Consider the following 16,010-nt stretch of genomic DNA (forward strand, 5'->3'; position numbering starts at 1 on the left):
CCGTTGACCACGGCGTGGGTGTTTTGCCCGTCGGGCCCCGCAACGGATTGTGTGGTGGCCTGCAAGATCCCCGCCACATGCGTGCCACGAACAGGTCTCCCCGCCGTCCAAAAATGCGCTACGATGATCCCAGCGCGCCTCAAGCCGCGCAGATTCAAGGGTGAGGAAACACGAGATGAAGACGAGAAGCGGACCGGCGATCGCCGGGGTGGCGGCGCTGGCGGGGATGGCTCTGATGACCGCCTTCGAGCCGGTCCGAGCCCACGGACCGACGCGGCAGAAGGTGCGGGAATCCATCGAGATCAACGCGGCCCCGGCCAAGGTCTGGGCCGCAATCTCCAATTTCCAGGACATGAGCTGGCTCCAGCCGGTCACCAAGACCGAAGGCGAGAAGGGCAACGAGATCGGCGCGACGCGAAAACTCACCTTGACGGGCGGCGCGACGGTCGACGAGGAGCTCTACAAATACGAGCCCGACATGCAGAGCTATTCGTACCGGATCACCAAAGTGGACGTAAAGGTGCTGCCGGTGACCAATTATTCTTCGACCCTGACCGTCTCGCCCGCACCCGACGGCAAGGCCAAGCTGGAATGGGCCGGCGCTTTCTATCGCGGCTATCCCAACAACGATCCGCCGCCGGAGCTGAGCGACGAGGCCGCGATCAAGGCGGTGAGCGGGCTCTACAAGGCCGGGCTCGAGGCCCTCAAGAAGAAGATCGAGAGCGGTAGCTGACCGTGCGGGCGCTGGTTCTGGCGGCGCTCGCCGCCAGCCTTTGGCATGCGGGCCTCGGCAGCGTAGTCGCCGAGGAGGCGTTCGTCACCAACCAGCTCAGCGACGATCTGATGGTCGTGGACCTCGCCACCGCGCGCGCGGTTGCGACGATCCCGATCGGCGGCAGGCCGGCGGGAATCGCCGTCAGCGCGGACGGGCGCTTTGCCTATGTCACGAGCCCGGATGCCAAGGCGGTGACGGTGGTCGACGCTGCCACGCGGCAGATCGCCGGCCGCGTCGAGGTTGGCGGCGGGCCGCTCGGCATTGCCGTGGCGCCCGACGGCAAGGCGGTCTATGTCGCCGATTGGTACGCGGCTGCGGTGCGGGCGATCGATACGGCCTCGCGCAGCGTTGTCGCCAGCATCGCGGTCGGCGCCTCGCCGTCGGGCCTTGCGGTGACGCCCGACGGCAAGCTGCTGATCTCTGCTGACCGCGACGACGACAGCGTCTCGGTGGTGGACACGGCGACGCGCCAGCGCAAGGCCGTGATCAAGGTCGGCACTCGTCCATTCGGCGTCACCATCGATGCCGACGGCAAGCGCGCCTACACCGCCAATGTCGGCTCCGACGACGTCTCCGTGATCGACATCGCTGAGGGGCGCGAGATCGGCCGTGTGAAGGTCGGCATGCGGCCTTATGCGGTGGCGCTGACTTTGGGGCGCGGCTTCGTCACCGACCAATATGGTGGCACCGTCAGCGTGTTCGATCTGGCGAGCCTGAAGCCGATCAAGCGCATCAATGTCGGCGACTATCCCGAAGGCATCGCGGCAACCGCCGACGGCAAGCGCGTCGTCGTCGCCTGCTGGGAGAGCAACACGCTTGGCATCATCGATGCGGCCGAGCTCAAGGTCATCGGCGAGATCAGAACCGGCGATGGCCCACGGGCGTTCGGGGCGTTCCTGCGCAGGACGGAGTAGTCTGCCGGATGAGGGGCGGCTTCCTGCCGCTGGCCGAACTCAACGGTCCGTAGGGTTCAGTTGACGTTCTGTGTTTCCAGCATCGTGTTGTCCGGCGCACCTCGGTCGGTCCAGTCCGGCGGCAAGCCGATTCTTTCCCCGGCCAGTCCCGCCAGTCCCGGTGCCCGGCCGAATGCTTCGCAGATCGCTTCCTTGGGCGCACCACCGAGAGAGGCGCTCAATCTGTCGACGGAGGGCGGCGCGGGGACCTTCCCGAACGGACTCTCCGCGGCAACGAGAAATCTCCCGAAATCGCTTCCGAAACTCTCGGCCAGGTCATAAGCATCGCCATCGCTCGATACACGCGGAGCGCTGGTGAAGGAGTTCGCTCCGCGCGCCCAGATCATGGCGGCCTGTTGCTTGCCGCTGGGGTCTCGGGCCTCGGCCTCGACGGACAGGCTTCCAAGTCCGATCGGGAGCCGCGGCACCGGAATGGGCACGCCGGGAGCAACGATGGACGGTACGACGCTCGCCACCTTGGAGACGCCGGCTGCCGCCGCATCCGTCGGCGCAATCTGTGTGATGACGGCGCGAACATTCAAGTCCGCCGCCTCCGTCGCGGCTACAATCCGGAAACGCTCGCTCAGTGCCAGACACATCGCCCTGTTGACCGCATTATTGATCAGCCGGCGTTGCTGCGACGTGAACGGCTGGTTGGCCGCGGTCGCCGTGAACGCGGTCGGCTCGATGCGGGCGGTCTTCGCGGCGAGAACATCAGCCTTGCTGATCCGGAGCTGCGACTTGGTCAAGAGACCATCGGAGGGCGTGAGATTGTCGTAGGAGGCAAGCGATCCCGCGCGTTCCAGCGGGGCCGCCGCGCAACCGGCGGCCACCGAGCTCAAGGCCGCCATGGCAAGCCATCTCATGGCGAGGGAACGAGACCGGTCGCCGCTCCCTGGGCCACGCGCCGGGACTGCGCGACGGGCAGGGGCGAAGGTGCCGCGCCCGGCGCCGAGGCCAGGATGGGCTGCCAGGTCACGTTCCAGCGCGCCAGCGTTGCGCCGTTGCCATCGAAGACCAGGTCGAGAAACGCCAGGGTGAGCTCGGCCGTCGCGAGCTTCACCTTCGGGTTGAGTGCGGGACCGCCGGTGAAGGAGCGATCGGTGAAGATGCTATGCGAGCCGCCTTCGAACACGGCCAACAGCTTGCGCGGTGTGGCCATGGCGTTGAACACCTCGAGACGGTCGGCAGCCGGTGAGTAGTAGCCCGGGATCTGGATGACGTCTTTCGTCGCCGTCACGTGCAGGGTTGGAACGGTGATCCTGCTCAACACCGAGGCAAGATCGGGTTCGCCATAGAATGGAGGGGCCGAGATGACGATGGCGGCGCCAAAGCGCGGATCGCGCGCCTCGACCCACCTGCCGTCGCGCATCACGCGGGCGCCGACGGCAACGAGTGCCGTGTTCGCCCCATAGGAATGCCCCGCCGCCATGATGCGCCGGCGGTCGATCTGGGTGCCCTGGGGACTCGACAGCATGCGATCCAGCGCGAAGCGCAGATCCACGGCTCGCGCCAGCGCTTCGCTTTCGTGAGCGGCGCGCTGCAGGCGGTCCACGACCGCGAGGGGGTTGCCCGCCCAGAGCGAGGAATCGCTGCCGGCATGCTGGACATGCAAGCTGGCGATGCCGCGGGCCGACCAATATCGCCCCAGATAGCTGTAGCCCCGACGAGAGCCGCCGAGCCCATGGGAGAACACGATGAGCGGCACGCGCGATCCCGGCGCAACATCCATCGGCCAGTGCAGGCGCGCCGGAACGGGCCGCGAACGCGCCGGATCGACCCAGTCGAAGTCGATGACCGCAGGGGGAGCGGACTGCGCCCGGGCTGGAGGCGCGGCGAGCGTGGCCGTGACGGCGACCGCCAGCAGCGCGGCACCGAAGCGCCGCCGGGTCAAGCTTGTCTGTCCGCTTGCGTTGACGGCGGATCGAACGTGCCGAGGGGAAGTGTCGCCGTTCAACCCGTTCACCATGAAGGCCCCTTGCATGAAGTCGCACCGAGTGTCATCGATACATTGCACTTAGTGTAATTTTGCAAACTAGTCGATTTCATGGCAGAACGGGTCATGAAAAGTTCATCCCGAAAGGAGGAAGGCCTGCGCGAACGGAAGCGGCGCGAAACGTTGCATCGTATTGCCGAGCAAGGCCTGAAATTGTTTCTGACCAAGGGCTATGACGCCACCACGCTCGACGCGATCGCGGAGGCGGCGGGGATCTCGCGGCGGACGTTTTTCTACTACTTCAAGTCCAAAGAAGAGATTCTCCTGGCGTGGCAGGACGGCGGCTTCAACGAGACTTTGCGTGCCGCCCTGCTCGAGCAATCGACCAGGCAGTCGCCACTCGATGCGGTCAAGAACGCCTTGGAGGAGCTGACGGCCCGCTTTCAGGTCGATTACAAGCAAACCAAGGTGGTCGAACGCCTGATGTCCGCGAACGAGTCGCTTCGCATCCGGCAGCAGGCAAAGTACGTCGAGAAGGAAGCAGCCGTGTTCGAGGCGCTCTCCCAGATGTGGCCGCAGCCGCATCGGCAGGCGGCGCTGCGCGTGGTCGCCATGATGTCGGTCGGAGCGCTGCGTCTTGCGATCGACAATTGGAATCGCGACCAGGGCAAGCGGCCTTTGGCTGTCCACGTGAAGGAGGCGTTTGCCTGCCTGGGCCGGGAAATCGGAGCGGCGTCCTCGCGTAAGGCTGTCGGCCGAGCCGGGGAGTGAGGTGAGAGGCGGGTGACGCTGTCGGTGGAGAAGCCCGACGGCCGCACGGCAGCTAGGCCCGTATCGGTGCCGTGAGGCCGATCAGCGCCGGCGCGATGTCGCTGATGTGCTCGAACACATGGTCGGGCCGAAGCGCCCGCAGCGCCACTGGGGCATAGCCCCAGCACACCGCGCCGCAGGCGATCCCGACCGCCCGCGCCGCGTCGATGTCACGAACCTCGTCGCCGATCGAAATCACCTTGGCCGGCGCGACGCCGGCACGGCGGATGACCCGGCGGAATTTTGCGGCCTTGCCGAACAGCGAGGCAGCGCAGTCGAAATGCGCGAACAACGCCGCGGCAGGGCCAAGCTTCTCGCGCGCATTGGTTTCGCTGTCGGAGGTCACCAGCGCGAGCTGCACGCCGTTATCAGTCAGCGTTCGCAGCATGGCCTCGACGCCGGCGAACAGCGGAATTTCAGCTGCCGCCTCCGCCTTCAGCCGCCGCGCATGCCGCGCGATCGCCGGCAGTTTCCACAAAGGCACTTCGAGGTGGCTGAGGATCTCGCGGCTCGAGGCACGGCGCAGCTCTTCGATCTCCGCATCCTTTACGCGGCGAAAGCCGAAGCGGTCGGCGACATCGTTGATGGTGCGCAAGAACCAGGGGAAGCTGTCGGCCAGCGTGCCGTCGAGGTCGAAGATGGCGAGGGTGTAGGGCATGAGGCCGGGTTTTGAGCTCGCTGACAAGCGTGAGGTCGCGTGCTAATATTCGTGGAGTTCGAGGAATACGTTATTCGCCGCTGGTGAGCGTGATGTGCGAATGCTCTAAGTTTGCGTGCAGTGCCAATTCTCAGACAGCGGCTTATGTGTGGGTCTTTCGTGTTCGGTTTCCCCGCCTCTTTGTAGGGGAAAGCTCTTGCTTGGCCAGGCCGAGAAATCCAGCCTTCCGATAGTTCGCTACAGAGCGGAAAAATTCTAGTTGGTCATAGCTGTTTTGATCGCTTGCCTTTTCAGAGATATACGAAAACAAACGAGGATCGTGATGAGGATCTAAACCAGCATGGCAGGTGTGACATAGAGTTATCAGGTTCTTTGGATCCGTGACCCCGCCCTTTTCCCACGGGCGTATATGATGAACATGCAAGACTACATCCGTATTGTCGTCCGGACGACGTCCGCAGATTCTGCATCTCCGTCCATCTCGGTCGAATATTCGCATTCGTAGCTTTGGTGTAGGCGCGCGTCGGAACGCGGTAGCATCGAACATTTCGGGCCCTTGAAACCCGAAAGGGCCGTGGGCAATTGTTGGATGAGGACGCAACTGATTCGGAAATATCCGCTCTGCAAGCTTGTGCTCCACAAGCGCGTTTCCGCCCGCCACCAGGAAGATAGTCAAGTCGTCAACTGTGTGAACGTAGCAATACGGCAGCTCTAAAGTTTTCCAGATGTCGGCAAAAGTTGCGTAGACAAGACGGCTTCTTCGAATCTCATGTCGGCGATCGTCTGTCCACCCCACCCATTCAGTCTGAGTGCCAAAGACTACGTTCAAGTTGTCGTCAGCTGTCAGCGTAATCGCATGATACAGGCAATCTGAATTGGAAGACGGCTCTTGCATTGACGCAAGACGCTCGTCGAGATCGACCTGTTTAGCCGCTCCGTCGTTCATGAAAGCCCTGCAATAGAGATTCTACTCCGCCGCCTCGCTCGCCGCGCGCCTCCGCTTCGGCTTCCGCGCCTTCTCCAGCACCGGAGCCAGGAATTTCCCCGTATAGCTCCGCGGCGCCTTGGCGATGTCCTCCGGCGGGCCCCAGGCGACGATCTCGCCGCCGCCGTCGCCGCCTTCGGGGCCGAGGTCGATGACCCAGTCGGCGGTCTTGATGACTTCGAGATTGTGCTCGATGACGACGACCGTGTTGCCTTGCGCGACCAGCTCGTGCAGCACCTCCAGCAGCTTCTTGACGTCGTGGAAGTGCAGGCCGGTGGTGGGCTCGTCCAGGATGTAGAGCGTGCGGCCGGTGGCGCGTTTTGACAATTCCTTGGCGAGCTTGACGCGCTGGGCTTCGCCGCCCGAGAGCGTCGTCGCTTGTTGGCCGACATGGATGTAATCGAGGCCGACGCGGTGCAGGGTCTGGAAGGTCTCGCGCACGCGCGGCACCGCCTTGAAGAACTCGGCGGCTTCCTCGACGGTCATGTCGAGCACGTCGGCGATGCTCTTGCCCTTGAACAGCACCTCCAGCGTCTCGCGGTTGTAGCGCTTGCCCTTGCAGACGTCGCAGGTGACGTAGACGTCCGGCAAAAAGTGCATCTCGATCTTGATGACGCCGTCGCCCTGGCAGGCCTCGCAGCGGCCGCCCTTGACGTTGAAGGAGAAGCGGCCGGGCTCGTAGCCGCGCGCCTTGGCTTCGGGCAGGCCGGCGAACCATTCGCGGATCGGCGTGAAGGCGCCGGTATAGGTCGCCGGGTTCGAGCGCGGGGTGCGGCCGATCGGCGACTGGTCGATGTCGATGATCTTGTCGATGTGCTCGAGACCCTCGATGCGGTCGTGCGGGGCGGCGCCCTCGCTGGCATTGTTGAGCTTGCGCGCGATGGCGCGGTAGAGCGTGTCGATCAAGAGCGTCGACTTGCCGCCGCCGGAGACGCCGGTGACGCAGGTGAACAGGCCGAGCGGAATCTCCGCCGTGACGTTCTTGAGGTTATTGCCGCGCGCGTTCACCACCTTGATGGTGCGGCGATGGTTCGGCGGGCGCCGTTCCGGCACCTCGACCTCGAGCTCGCCGGTCAGGTACTTGCCGGTCAGCGATTTCGGGTTGCGCATGATCTCGGCGGGCGTGCCTTCGGCGACGATGTTGCCGCCATGCATGCCGGCGCCGGGGCCGATGTCGAGCACGTAGTCGGCGAGGCGGATGGCATCCTCGTCATGCTCGACCACGACCACGGTGTTGCCGAGGTCGCGAAGTCTCTTGAGGGTGTCGAGCAGGCGGGCGTTGTCGCGCTGGTGCAGGCCGATCGAAGGCTCGTCCAGCACGTAGAGCACGCCCGTCAGCCCCGAGCCGATTTGCGAGGCGAGGCGAATGCGCTGGCTCTCGCCGCCGGACAGCGTGCCGGAGGAGCGGGACAGCGTCAGATAGTTGAGGCCGACGTCGAGCAGGAAGGTGAGGCGCTCGCGGATCTCTTTCAGGATACGACCCGCAATCTCGTTCTGCTGGGCGTTCAGCGCCTCCGGCACGGTCTCGAACCATGCGCCGGCGCCCTTCACGGACAGCTCCGAGATTTCGCCGATGTGCTTGCCGCCGACCTTGACGGAGAGCGCCTCGGGCTTGAGTCGAAAGCCCTTGCAGCCCTCGCAGGGGACGTCGTGGAAATACTTCGCCAGCTCTTCGCGCGCCCATTCGCTCTCGGTCTCGCGATAGCGGCGGTTGATGTTGGTGATGACGCCTTCGAACGGCTTCTTGGTGTCGTAGGAGCGCACCCCGTCCTCGTAGGAGAACTTGATCTCGTCCTCGCCCGAGCCGTAGAGGATCGCGTTCTGCGTCTTCTTCGGCAAGTCCTTCCACTTGGTGTCGAGCGTGAACTTGTAGTGCTTGCCGAGCGCGGTCAGCGTCTGCACGTAATAGGGCGATGACGACTTGGCCCAGGGCGCGATCGCGCCCTTGCGCAGCGTCAGGTCCTTCTCGGGGATGACGAGGTCCTCGTCGACATGCTGCTCGACACCGAGGCCGCCGCAGGCGGGGCAGGCGCCGTAGGGATTGTTGAAAGAGAACAGGCGCGGCTCGATCTCGGGGATGGTGAAGCCGGAGACCGGGCAGGCGAACTTTTCCGAGAACAGGATGCGCTCGGGCCCGCTCTTGTCGTGGATTTTTGCCGTTTTCTTCTTTTCCTCCGCAGGCGCAGAAGCCGCGGGCGCATCGGCGAACTCGACGACGGCGAGGCCTTCGGCGAGCTTCAGCGCGGTCTCGAAGCTCTCGGCGAGGCGCTGGCCGATGTCGGCACGCACCACGATGCGGTCGACGACCACGTCGATGTCGTGCGGAAATTTTTTGTCGAGGCTGGGCGCTTCCGCCAGCTCATGGAAGGTGCCGTCGATCTTGACGCGCTGAAAGCCCTTCTTGAGCCATTCGGCGAGCTCCTTCCTGTACTCGCCCTTGCGGCCGCGCACGACGGGGGCGAGCAGATAGAGGCGGGTGCCCTCGGGCAGCGCCAGCACGCGGTCGACCATCTGCGAGACGGTCTGGCTCTCGATCGGCAGGCCCGTGGCCGGCGAATAGGGCACGCCGACGCGAGCCCACAAGAGGCGCATGTAGTCGTAGATCTCGGTGACGGTGCCGACCGTGGAGCGCGGGTTCTTCGACGTCGTTTTCTGCTCGATCGAGATTGCCGGCGAGAGGCCGTCGATCTGGTCGACGTCGGGCTTCTGCATCATCTCCAGGAACTGGCGCGCATAGGCCGATAGCGATTCGACGTAGCGGCGCTGGCCCTCGGCATAGATGGTGTCGAAGGCGAGCGAGGATTTGCCGGAGCCGGAGAGGCCAGTGAACACCACCAGCTTGTCGCGGGGAATCTCGACGTCGATGTTCTTGAGGTTGTGCTCGCGCGCGCCGCGGATCGTAATTGCGCGCAGGCTCGAGCCCGCGTTCTGTTGTTGGCGCTTCGCCTTGATCACTTCATCCATCCGAGTTGCCCTCAAGGAAGCCCAAAGGTGCGCGATCGCGCCAACGTCAAGGCACGCATCGCCCGGAACCGGGATCGGCGCCGATGGGTATGGCAGCGAACGTAGGAAGAACGGCGGCGGATTTCCAGTGGGACTTGCGAATCGTCAACGGATTGTTGGCGTGCTGGCGGGATCTGGCAGCAGGAGCGTTCGGAACCGCTCCGGGAACGCGCAAGCCAAACCAAAAAGGCCGGCACGAGGCCGGCCTTTCGTAACGCGGGGTGCGTCAGAGACGAAGCTCAGTACTTCGCGACGACCGGGCCGCCGAAGTGATAGTTCACGCCGACCTGCACGGTGTGGAGGTCGAGGGTGCCGGTGTTGACCGGAAGGCCGATGCCGGAGAAGTAGGTCTCGCCGCCGAGGCTGCGATAGAGGTACTCGCCCTTGACCGACCACTGCGGAGCGAAGAAGGCCTCGACACCCGCACCAACGGTCCATCCCGAATGCCACTTGCTGTCGGAGATGCTTGCGATCGGGGAGCTGACGGTGATCTTGTTGTCGATCCAGGCGTAACCACCCGTGGCGTACAGCAGGACGCTCGGGGAAGCGAGCCAGCCGATGCGGCCACGCACGGTGCCCAGCGCGTCGATGCGCGAGGTGGTGGTCACGGGAAGGACGGCGCCGCCGAAGAGACCTGGGACGGTCGCCGAGGCGTTCACGTCAGCCCAAGCGCCGTCAGCTTCGATACCGAACACGACGTTGGAGGCCTGCCAGTTGTAGCCGGCGGTGCCGCCGACGAATCCGCCCTGCATGCGCGGGTCGCCAGAGCTGTTTTCCCAGGCGCCGCCGCCGACGATACCGAGGTAGAAGCCGGTCCAGTTGTACACCGCGGCGACAGGCGGGGGAGCCTTGGTGTACGGGCGAGCCGCGAGATCAGCAGCCGAAGCGGGGGCCGCAAGAGCGAACAAACAGGCCGAAGCCAACAAAACCTTTTTCATTTTCAACTTAATCCCAGTCCCAGTTTCTGTTGTTGCCTTCCGTCACGGAAGGGTATCGGACTCGACGGCCCAACTGACGTGTCTCTACACCAGCAAAGCCGCAAGTTGTGTCTCCGAAAAGCCACAACAGCCGAAAAGGTGATGGTAACTGGCTTATTTGCGTCCGGGAATCGGGGCGCAAAAAAAGAAGGGCCGGCGCTGGGGCCGGCCCTCCATTCGCTCGCAAGATCAGAGGGATATCAGTACCTCGCGACCAGCGGGCCGCCGAAGCGATAGTTCAAGCGCACCAGACCCATGTCGACGTCTTGGCGGATGCGATCGCTCCCGAAGAAACCGCCCGCAGGCGTCGTGAAGGTGATCGTGCGGTCGCCGAGGAAGATATGGTTGTACTCGACGCCGAGCGTCCAGTTCGGAGCAAATCCGAATTCCAGGCCGGCGCCAACGCTGCCGCCCCAGCGGGTCTCCCGAGCCGACGCCAGCAGCGCGCCGGCGCCCGGCGTGCCGGCCGCGGCATAGACGTCGTACTTGTCTCCGACCACGGCGCCGCCGCCCTTCACATAGAGCAGCACGTTGTTCCAGGCGTAGCCCACCTGGCCCGTGATCAGGCCAAAAGCATCGATGTGGGAGCGGTTACGACTACCAGTGACCAAAGGGGTTCCAGGGAAGAGGGTGCTGACGTTGTCACCCGAGAAGTCAGCCCAGTTGCCCTGGCCCTCGAGGCCGAACACCCAATTGGCCGACTGCCAGCGATAGCCGATCTGGCCACCGACCGTGCCGCCGGTCGCATTGTGACAGCCTTCAGCCACCAGAACGCCCGTGGCTGGCGTGACGAAGTCCCAGCACTTGCGGCTGGTGCCGCCGCCGCCGTTGATGCCGATGTAGAAGCCGCTCCAGTCGTAAACCGCCGCGACGGCCGGAGCCGGAGCCTTGGTGTAGGGACGCGCGGCCATGTCCGCCGCGCCTGCCGGAGCCGATAGCCCCAAAGCCATTGCACTGATTGCACCAAACAGAATCTTATTCATTGCAGTCTCCCCAAAGTTTCGTCCGCTTCATGAAGTCCCCGAAGCGGCTGACCAGATGCGACGCTCGTATGAATCAATTCCGAGGCAAAGGTAGCCTAAGGAAAGGGCAGAGTCCGTCTCCGGAATGCCACACTTGCCGCCCAAATGAAATGGAACAACTTACTGAATTTTAATCGGTTTTCCTCGTTCACGGGAACCCAAAAAAGTTCCATTGGAGTGCGCTCATTATTTTGGCAATGGGCCAGAATCGTTGCCCCATTGCGGCGAGGAACAAATCTGGAACAAAATGGAAGGCGATGCTATATGTGGGGATAACCCTGGCAGTGGCAGGCTGATCGGTGCGCGCAAGCGTATAGGGTCGCCCTAGCGGGCGCGGAGGAACGCGGGCAGCGGATTCGCCCTTTTGAAATTCAGTGGCATTCGGAGTGGAGAGCGGCGATGGCGGGAAGCGTCAACAAGGTCATTCTGGTTGGAAATCTCGGCAAGGATCCCGAAATCCGCCGCACCCAGGACGGGCGGCCGATCGCGAATTTGAGCATCGCGACCTCGGAGACCTGGCGCGACAAGAACACCGGCGAGCGCAAAGAGAAGACCGAGTGGCATCGCGTGGTGATCTTCTCCGAGCCGCTGTGCAAGATCGTCGAACAATATCTGAAGAAGGGCGCAAAGGTTTACGTCGAAGGCGCGCTCCAGACCCGCAAGTACACCGACCAGAGCGGCGTCGAGAAATACTCGACCGAGGTCGTGCTGCAGGGCTTCAACTCGACGCTGACGATGCTGGATGGTCGCGGAGGTGGCGGCGGAGGCGGCAGCTTCGGCGACGAGCCGGGCGGCGATTTCGGCTCCTCCGGCCCCGTCAGCAGCGCACCGCGCCGTCCCGTTGCCGCCGGCGGCGGCCGCAACAGCGACATGGATGACGATATCCCGTTCTGAGGCCAACCAGCGGGCGCTCGTCCTTTGCAGCGGTGTGCTCGCGTGCCGCGCTTGGATTTCTCGTCAATCAACGGGCAAAGCTTGATTTTCTGAGCTTGCCTCATGTTGTGCGTCAGACGGCGAGCCGCTGCCGATCGGGGGCTGCTGCATGAGTCTTGGACCGCTTCTTGCTGCTGCGCCGGCGATCCCGCTGCATGCCTTCGCCGCAATGGCTGCATTCGTCCTCGGGATTGTTCAGTTCATCGCCCCCAAAGGCACCCTTCCGCATCGGACTCTGGGCTGGGTCTGGGTGGCGCTGATGCTCGTCGTGGCGCTCAGCTCGTTTTGGATCCACGAGATCCGTCTGGTCGGTCCATGGAGCCCGATCCATCTGCTCTCGATCTTCTCTTTGGCGATGCTCGTGCTTGGGGTGATGGCTGCAAGAGCTCACAATGTTCGCCGCCACAAGATCACGATGGCCTCGATCTTCTTCGGCGCACTCGTCATTGCCGGGCTGTTCACCTTCATGCCCGGCCGGCTCATGCACGCGGCGGTTTTCGGACCTTGAGCAGGGGCGAAATTCACTCTCCGGCGCAGGAGCGCCGACCCCCAAAAGCGGTCCGGAAATAACTTCCAGTCGTGGCGGTAAGTCCATGAAAAAACGAACGGAAAAAGCGCTTCCTGAGGCCCGCCAAGGGTGGTTATCAGGGGTGCGATGCGCTATATGATTCCCAGACAAAAACTCACCGGATTCCCCCTTGGCTGACGACGACAACAAGCCCGGCGACCAGCCGGCGCAACCCTCGGACATTCGCCCCGTCTCCATCCTCGACGAGATGAAGAAGTCCTACCTCGATTACGCCATGAGCGTGATCGTATCGCGCGCGCTGCCCGATGCGCGCGACGGCCTCAAGCCGGTGCATCGCCGCATCCTGTTCTCGATGAACGAGCAGGGCTTCACGCCCGACAAGAAGCACAAGAAGTCCGCCGGTATCGTCGGTGACGTCATGGGTAAATATCACCCGCATGGCGACCAGGCGATTTATGACGCGCTGGTGCGCATGGCTCAGGACTTCTCGATGCGCGCGCTGCTGGTGGACGGGCAGGGCAATTTCGGCTCGGTCGACGGCGATCCGGCGGCGGCCATGCGCTACACCGAATCCCGCCTGACCAAGATCGCGCTGAAGCTGCTCGAGGACATCGACGGCGACACCGTCGACTTCCAGGACAATTACGACGGTTCGGAGAAGGAGCCGGTGGTCCTGCCGGCGCGGTTCCCGAACCTGCTGGTCAACGGTGCCGGCGGCATTGCCGTCGGCATGGCGACCAACATCCCGCCGCACAATCTCGGCGAGGTCATCGACGGATGCATCGCGCTGATCGACAACCCGTCGCTGACGATCGACGAACTCAACAACATCATCCCGGGCCCGGATTTCCCGACCGGCGGCATCATCCTCGGACGCCAGGGCATCCGCAGCGCCTATCATCTCGGCCGCGGCTCCATCGTGATGCGCGGCAAGGTCACGTTCGAGACCATCCGCAAGGAGCGCGAGGCGATCGTCATCACCGAGATCCCGTATCAGGTGAACAAGGCGACGATGGTCGAGCGCATCGCCGAGCTCTACAAGGAAAAGAAGATCGAGGGCATCTCGGATCTGCGGGACGAGTCCGATCGTGACGGGTATCGCGTCGTCGTCGAGCTCAAGCGCGACGCCGTGCCCGACGTCGTGCTGAACCAGCTCTACAAATTCACGCCGCTGCAGACTTCTTTCGGCGTCAACGCCGTCGCGCTGGATAGCGGCCGTCCGCAGACGATGAACCTGAAGGACATGCTGACGATCTTCGTCGGCTTCCGCGAACAGGTCGTCACGCGCCGGACCAAGTACAAGCTGCGCAAGGCGCGCGAACGGGCGCATGAGCAGGTCGGCCTCGCCATCGCCGTTGCCAATATCGACGAGATCATCAAGGTGATCCGGACCTCACCGACACCCGCCGCCGCGCGCGATACCCTGATGACGCGCGACTGGCCGGCGCGCGACGTCGAGGACATCATCACGCTGATCGACGACCCGCGCCACCGCATCAACGAGGACGGCACGATCCGCCTGTCCCTGGACCAGGCCAGGGCCATCCTCGAGCTGCGTCTGGCACGCCTCACCGCGCTCGGCCGCGACGAGATCGGCGGCGAGCTGTCGAAACTCGCCGGCGAGATCGGCGAGTATCTCGAGATCCTGCGCTCGCGCGCCCGCATCCTCGACATCATCAAGACCGAGCTTGCCGAGGTGAAGGCGGAGTTTGCCACGCCGCGCCGCACCGTGATCATGGAGCAGGAGGGCGAGGTCGAGGACGAGGACCTGATCCAGCGCGAGGACATGGTGGTCACGGTCTCGCATGCCGGCTACGTCAAGCGCGTGCCGCTGTCGGCCTATCGCGCCCAGCGCCGCGGCGGCAAGGGCCGCTCGGGCATGCAGACCCGCGACGAGGACTTCGTCAGCCGGCTCTTTGTCGCCTCGACCCATACGCCGGTGCTGTTCTTCTCCTCGCGCGGCCAAGTCTACAAGGAAAAGGTCTGGCGGCTGCCGATGGCGGCGCCGAACGCGCGCGGCAAGGCGCTGATCAACATCCTGCCGCTGGAGCAGGGCGAGCGCATCACCACCATCATGCCGCTGCCCGAAGATGAATCGACCTGGGGCCAGCTCGACGTGATGTTCGCGACCACGGGCGGCAACGTCCGCCGCAACAAGCTGTCCGACTTCGTCGACGTCCGCCGCTCCGGCATCATCGCCATGAAGCTCGACGACAACGAGGCGATCGTCGACGTGCAGATCTGCACCGAGCGCGACGACGTACTGCTGACCGCGGCCGGCGGCCAGTGCATCCGCTTCCCCGTCACCGACGTGCGCGTGTTCACCGGGCGCACCTCGATGGGCGTGCGCGGGATCGCGCTCGGCGAAGGCGACAAGGTGATTTCGCTGGCGATCCTGCGCCACGTCGACACCAGCTCGGACGAGCGTTCGGCCTATTTGAAGATGCGACGCGCGGTTGCGGGCGAGGCCGCCGCGGAAGAGGCGCCGGCCGATGCCGAGGCCGAGGAGATTTCGGGCAGCTTCCAGCTCCCGCAGGAGCGCTATGTGGAGATGTCGGCGCAGGAGCAGGTCGTGCTCACCGTCTCCGTCAACGGCTATGGCAAGCGGACCTCGTCCTACGAGTACCGCACCACCGGCCGCGGCGGCAAAGGCATCGTCGCCATGAGCGTCAACAACCGCAACGGCAACCTGGTCGCGTCGTTCCCGGTGGAGGATGCCGATCAGATCATGCTGGTGACCGACAAGGGCCAGCTGATCCGCTGCCCGGTCGAAGGCATCCGCATCGCCGGCCGCTCGACGCAAGGCGTGATCGTGTTCGATACCGCCGAGGACGAGCACGTGGTGTCGGTCGAGCACATCACCGAAGAGGCCGAGAACGGGAACGGGACGAACGGGGAGTAGGGAGGCGAATAGTGAGCAGCGTAGGCGTTGCCGCTCCATATTCGCTATTCGCCTCTGACCATTCGCCGGTCTGACAGCCCCGACTACGGCGTGCGGTCGGCGGTCACGAGGCGCGCCTCGCGGACATTGGCCTTGCTGCCGGCGCGGCGCAGGCAGGACGCCTCGAAATTCGGCCAGGCCTGCTGCGAGCAGTCACGGCCGACGGTGCGGATATCGAGCCGGTCGCTCTTGGCCAGCGGCTGCGGCACGCTGGCTTCGACGGTCGGGGCAAAGCCGGGCAGGAGGGTGAGGGCCGCGGCCATAAACGCAGAGATAGCGATCGCTGAGAGAGCTTTGATCATTGACGGTCCCCTGTGATGCTGCCGCCTACGCCCAGTAAGCGGCCCGGTGTTCGTTGGTTGGATTAGTAACCATGGCCAGTTTCCGGACGTCTTCGCCGATGCGGGAAATGGTTTCATCGCGGTGCCCCAATGTTTCGTGGGGCGCCCTCAGGACGAAACAAACCGGCCGTGGCCGACGCCGACGGG

General features: G+C 64.2%; 14 protein-coding genes. 6 read left to right on the forward strand and 8 right to left on the reverse strand.

The window, feature by feature from the left end; genetic code table 11:
• Window positions 1-175 precede the first annotated feature (175 nt).
• Together AC24YW_RS21245 and AC24YW_RS21250 are read left to right on the forward strand one after the other, a co-directional pair.
• Window positions 176-733 carry an SRPBCC family protein gene (locus AC24YW_RS21245; protein WP_487484539.1) on the forward strand — a complete coding sequence of 186 codons (558 nt, stop codon included), beginning with the start codon at window positions 176-178 and terminating at the stop codon, window positions 731-733.
• Between the two features lie 2 nt (window positions 734-735).
• Window positions 736-1,689 carry a YVTN family beta-propeller repeat protein gene (locus AC24YW_RS21250; RefSeq protein ID WP_487484540.1) on the forward strand — a complete coding sequence of 318 codons (954 nt, stop codon included), beginning with the start codon at window positions 736-738 and terminating at the stop codon, window positions 1,687-1,689.
• A gap of 56 nt (window positions 1,690-1,745) precedes the next feature.
• On the opposite strand, the gene AC24YW_RS21255 is transcribed toward AC24YW_RS21250, so the two are convergent.
• Together AC24YW_RS21255 and AC24YW_RS21260 are read right to left on the reverse strand one after the other, a co-directional pair.
• Window positions 1,746-2,594, reverse strand: coding sequence for a DUF3313 domain-containing protein (locus AC24YW_RS21255; protein WP_487484541.1), 849 nt, complete (start codon window positions 2,592-2,594; stop codon window positions 1,746-1,748).
• Complete coding sequence (locus AC24YW_RS21260) at window positions 2,591-3,622, reverse strand: alpha/beta hydrolase family protein (RefSeq protein WP_487484542.1); 1,032 nt, start codon at window positions 3,620-3,622, stop codon at window positions 2,591-2,593. Before AC24YW_RS21260 ends, AC24YW_RS21255 begins: the two co-directional genes overlap by 4 nt.
• Before the next feature lie 168 nt (window positions 3,623-3,790).
• On the opposite strand from AC24YW_RS21260, the gene AC24YW_RS21265 reads away from it, so the two are divergent.
• Window positions 3,791-4,435 carry a TetR/AcrR family transcriptional regulator gene (locus tag AC24YW_RS21265; RefSeq protein WP_487484543.1) on the forward strand — a complete coding sequence of 215 codons (645 nt, stop codon included), beginning with the start codon at window positions 3,791-3,793 and terminating at the stop codon, window positions 4,433-4,435.
• A 52-nt stretch (window positions 4,436-4,487) separates the two neighbouring features.
• Here AC24YW_RS21265 and AC24YW_RS21270 read toward each other — a convergent pair whose 3' ends face one another.
• The 5 genes from AC24YW_RS21270 to AC24YW_RS21290 all read right to left on the reverse strand — a co-directional run bounded on the left by AC24YW_RS21270 (window position 4,488) and on the right by AC24YW_RS21290 (window position 11,080).
• Entirely contained in the window at window positions 4,488-5,132 is a 645-nt protein-coding gene (locus AC24YW_RS21270) for an HAD hydrolase-like protein (protein WP_487484544.1), read from the reverse strand.
• 142 nt (window positions 5,133-5,274) lie between these two features.
• Entirely contained in the window at window positions 5,275-6,078 is an 804-nt protein-coding gene (locus AC24YW_RS21275; RefSeq protein WP_487484545.1) for an HNH endonuclease, read from the reverse strand.
• A gap of 21 nt (window positions 6,079-6,099) precedes the next feature.
• Window positions 6,100-9,081, reverse strand: coding sequence for an excinuclease ABC subunit UvrA (uvrA, locus tag AC24YW_RS21280; protein ID WP_487484546.1), 2,982 nt, complete (start codon window positions 9,079-9,081; stop codon window positions 6,100-6,102).
• 278 nt (window positions 9,082-9,359) lie between these two features.
• The gene (locus tag AC24YW_RS21285) at window positions 9,360-10,058 is read right to left on the reverse strand and encodes an outer membrane protein (protein WP_487484547.1); all 699 of its coding nucleotides are present in this window, start codon (window positions 10,056-10,058) and stop codon (window positions 9,360-9,362) included.
• 239 nt (window positions 10,059-10,297) lie between these two features.
• Complete coding sequence (locus tag AC24YW_RS21290) at window positions 10,298-11,080, reverse strand: outer membrane protein (protein ID WP_487484548.1); 783 nt, start codon at window positions 11,078-11,080, stop codon at window positions 10,298-10,300.
• Between the two features lie 438 nt (window positions 11,081-11,518).
• Between AC24YW_RS21290 and AC24YW_RS21295 the strand changes: the two genes are divergently transcribed.
• The 3 genes from AC24YW_RS21295 (at window position 11,519) to gyrA (ending at window position 15,483) form a co-directional block, all read left to right on the forward strand.
• Window positions 11,519-12,013, forward strand: coding sequence for a single-stranded DNA-binding protein (locus tag AC24YW_RS21295; RefSeq protein WP_487484549.1), 495 nt, complete (start codon window positions 11,519-11,521; stop codon window positions 12,011-12,013).
• A gap of 148 nt (window positions 12,014-12,161) precedes the next feature.
• A complete protein-coding gene (locus tag AC24YW_RS21300; protein WP_487484550.1) occupies window positions 12,162-12,560 on the forward strand; it encodes a DUF2306 domain-containing protein in 399 nt (132 codons plus the stop codon).
• Between the two features lie 190 nt (window positions 12,561-12,750).
• Window positions 12,751-15,483, forward strand: a complete 2,733-nt coding sequence (gene gyrA, locus AC24YW_RS21305; RefSeq protein WP_487484551.1) for a DNA gyrase subunit A — start codon at window positions 12,751-12,753, stop codon at window positions 15,481-15,483.
• Between the two features lie 83 nt (window positions 15,484-15,566).
• Here gyrA and AC24YW_RS21310 read toward each other — a convergent pair whose 3' ends face one another.
• On the reverse strand, window positions 15,567-15,824 hold the full coding sequence (locus AC24YW_RS21310; RefSeq protein ID WP_487484552.1) for a hypothetical protein: 258 nt from the start codon (window positions 15,822-15,824) through the stop codon (window positions 15,567-15,569).
• Window positions 15,825-16,010: the final 186 nt, after the last annotated feature.

It is taken from the genome of Bradyrhizobium sp. USDA3516, assembly GCF_057651995.1.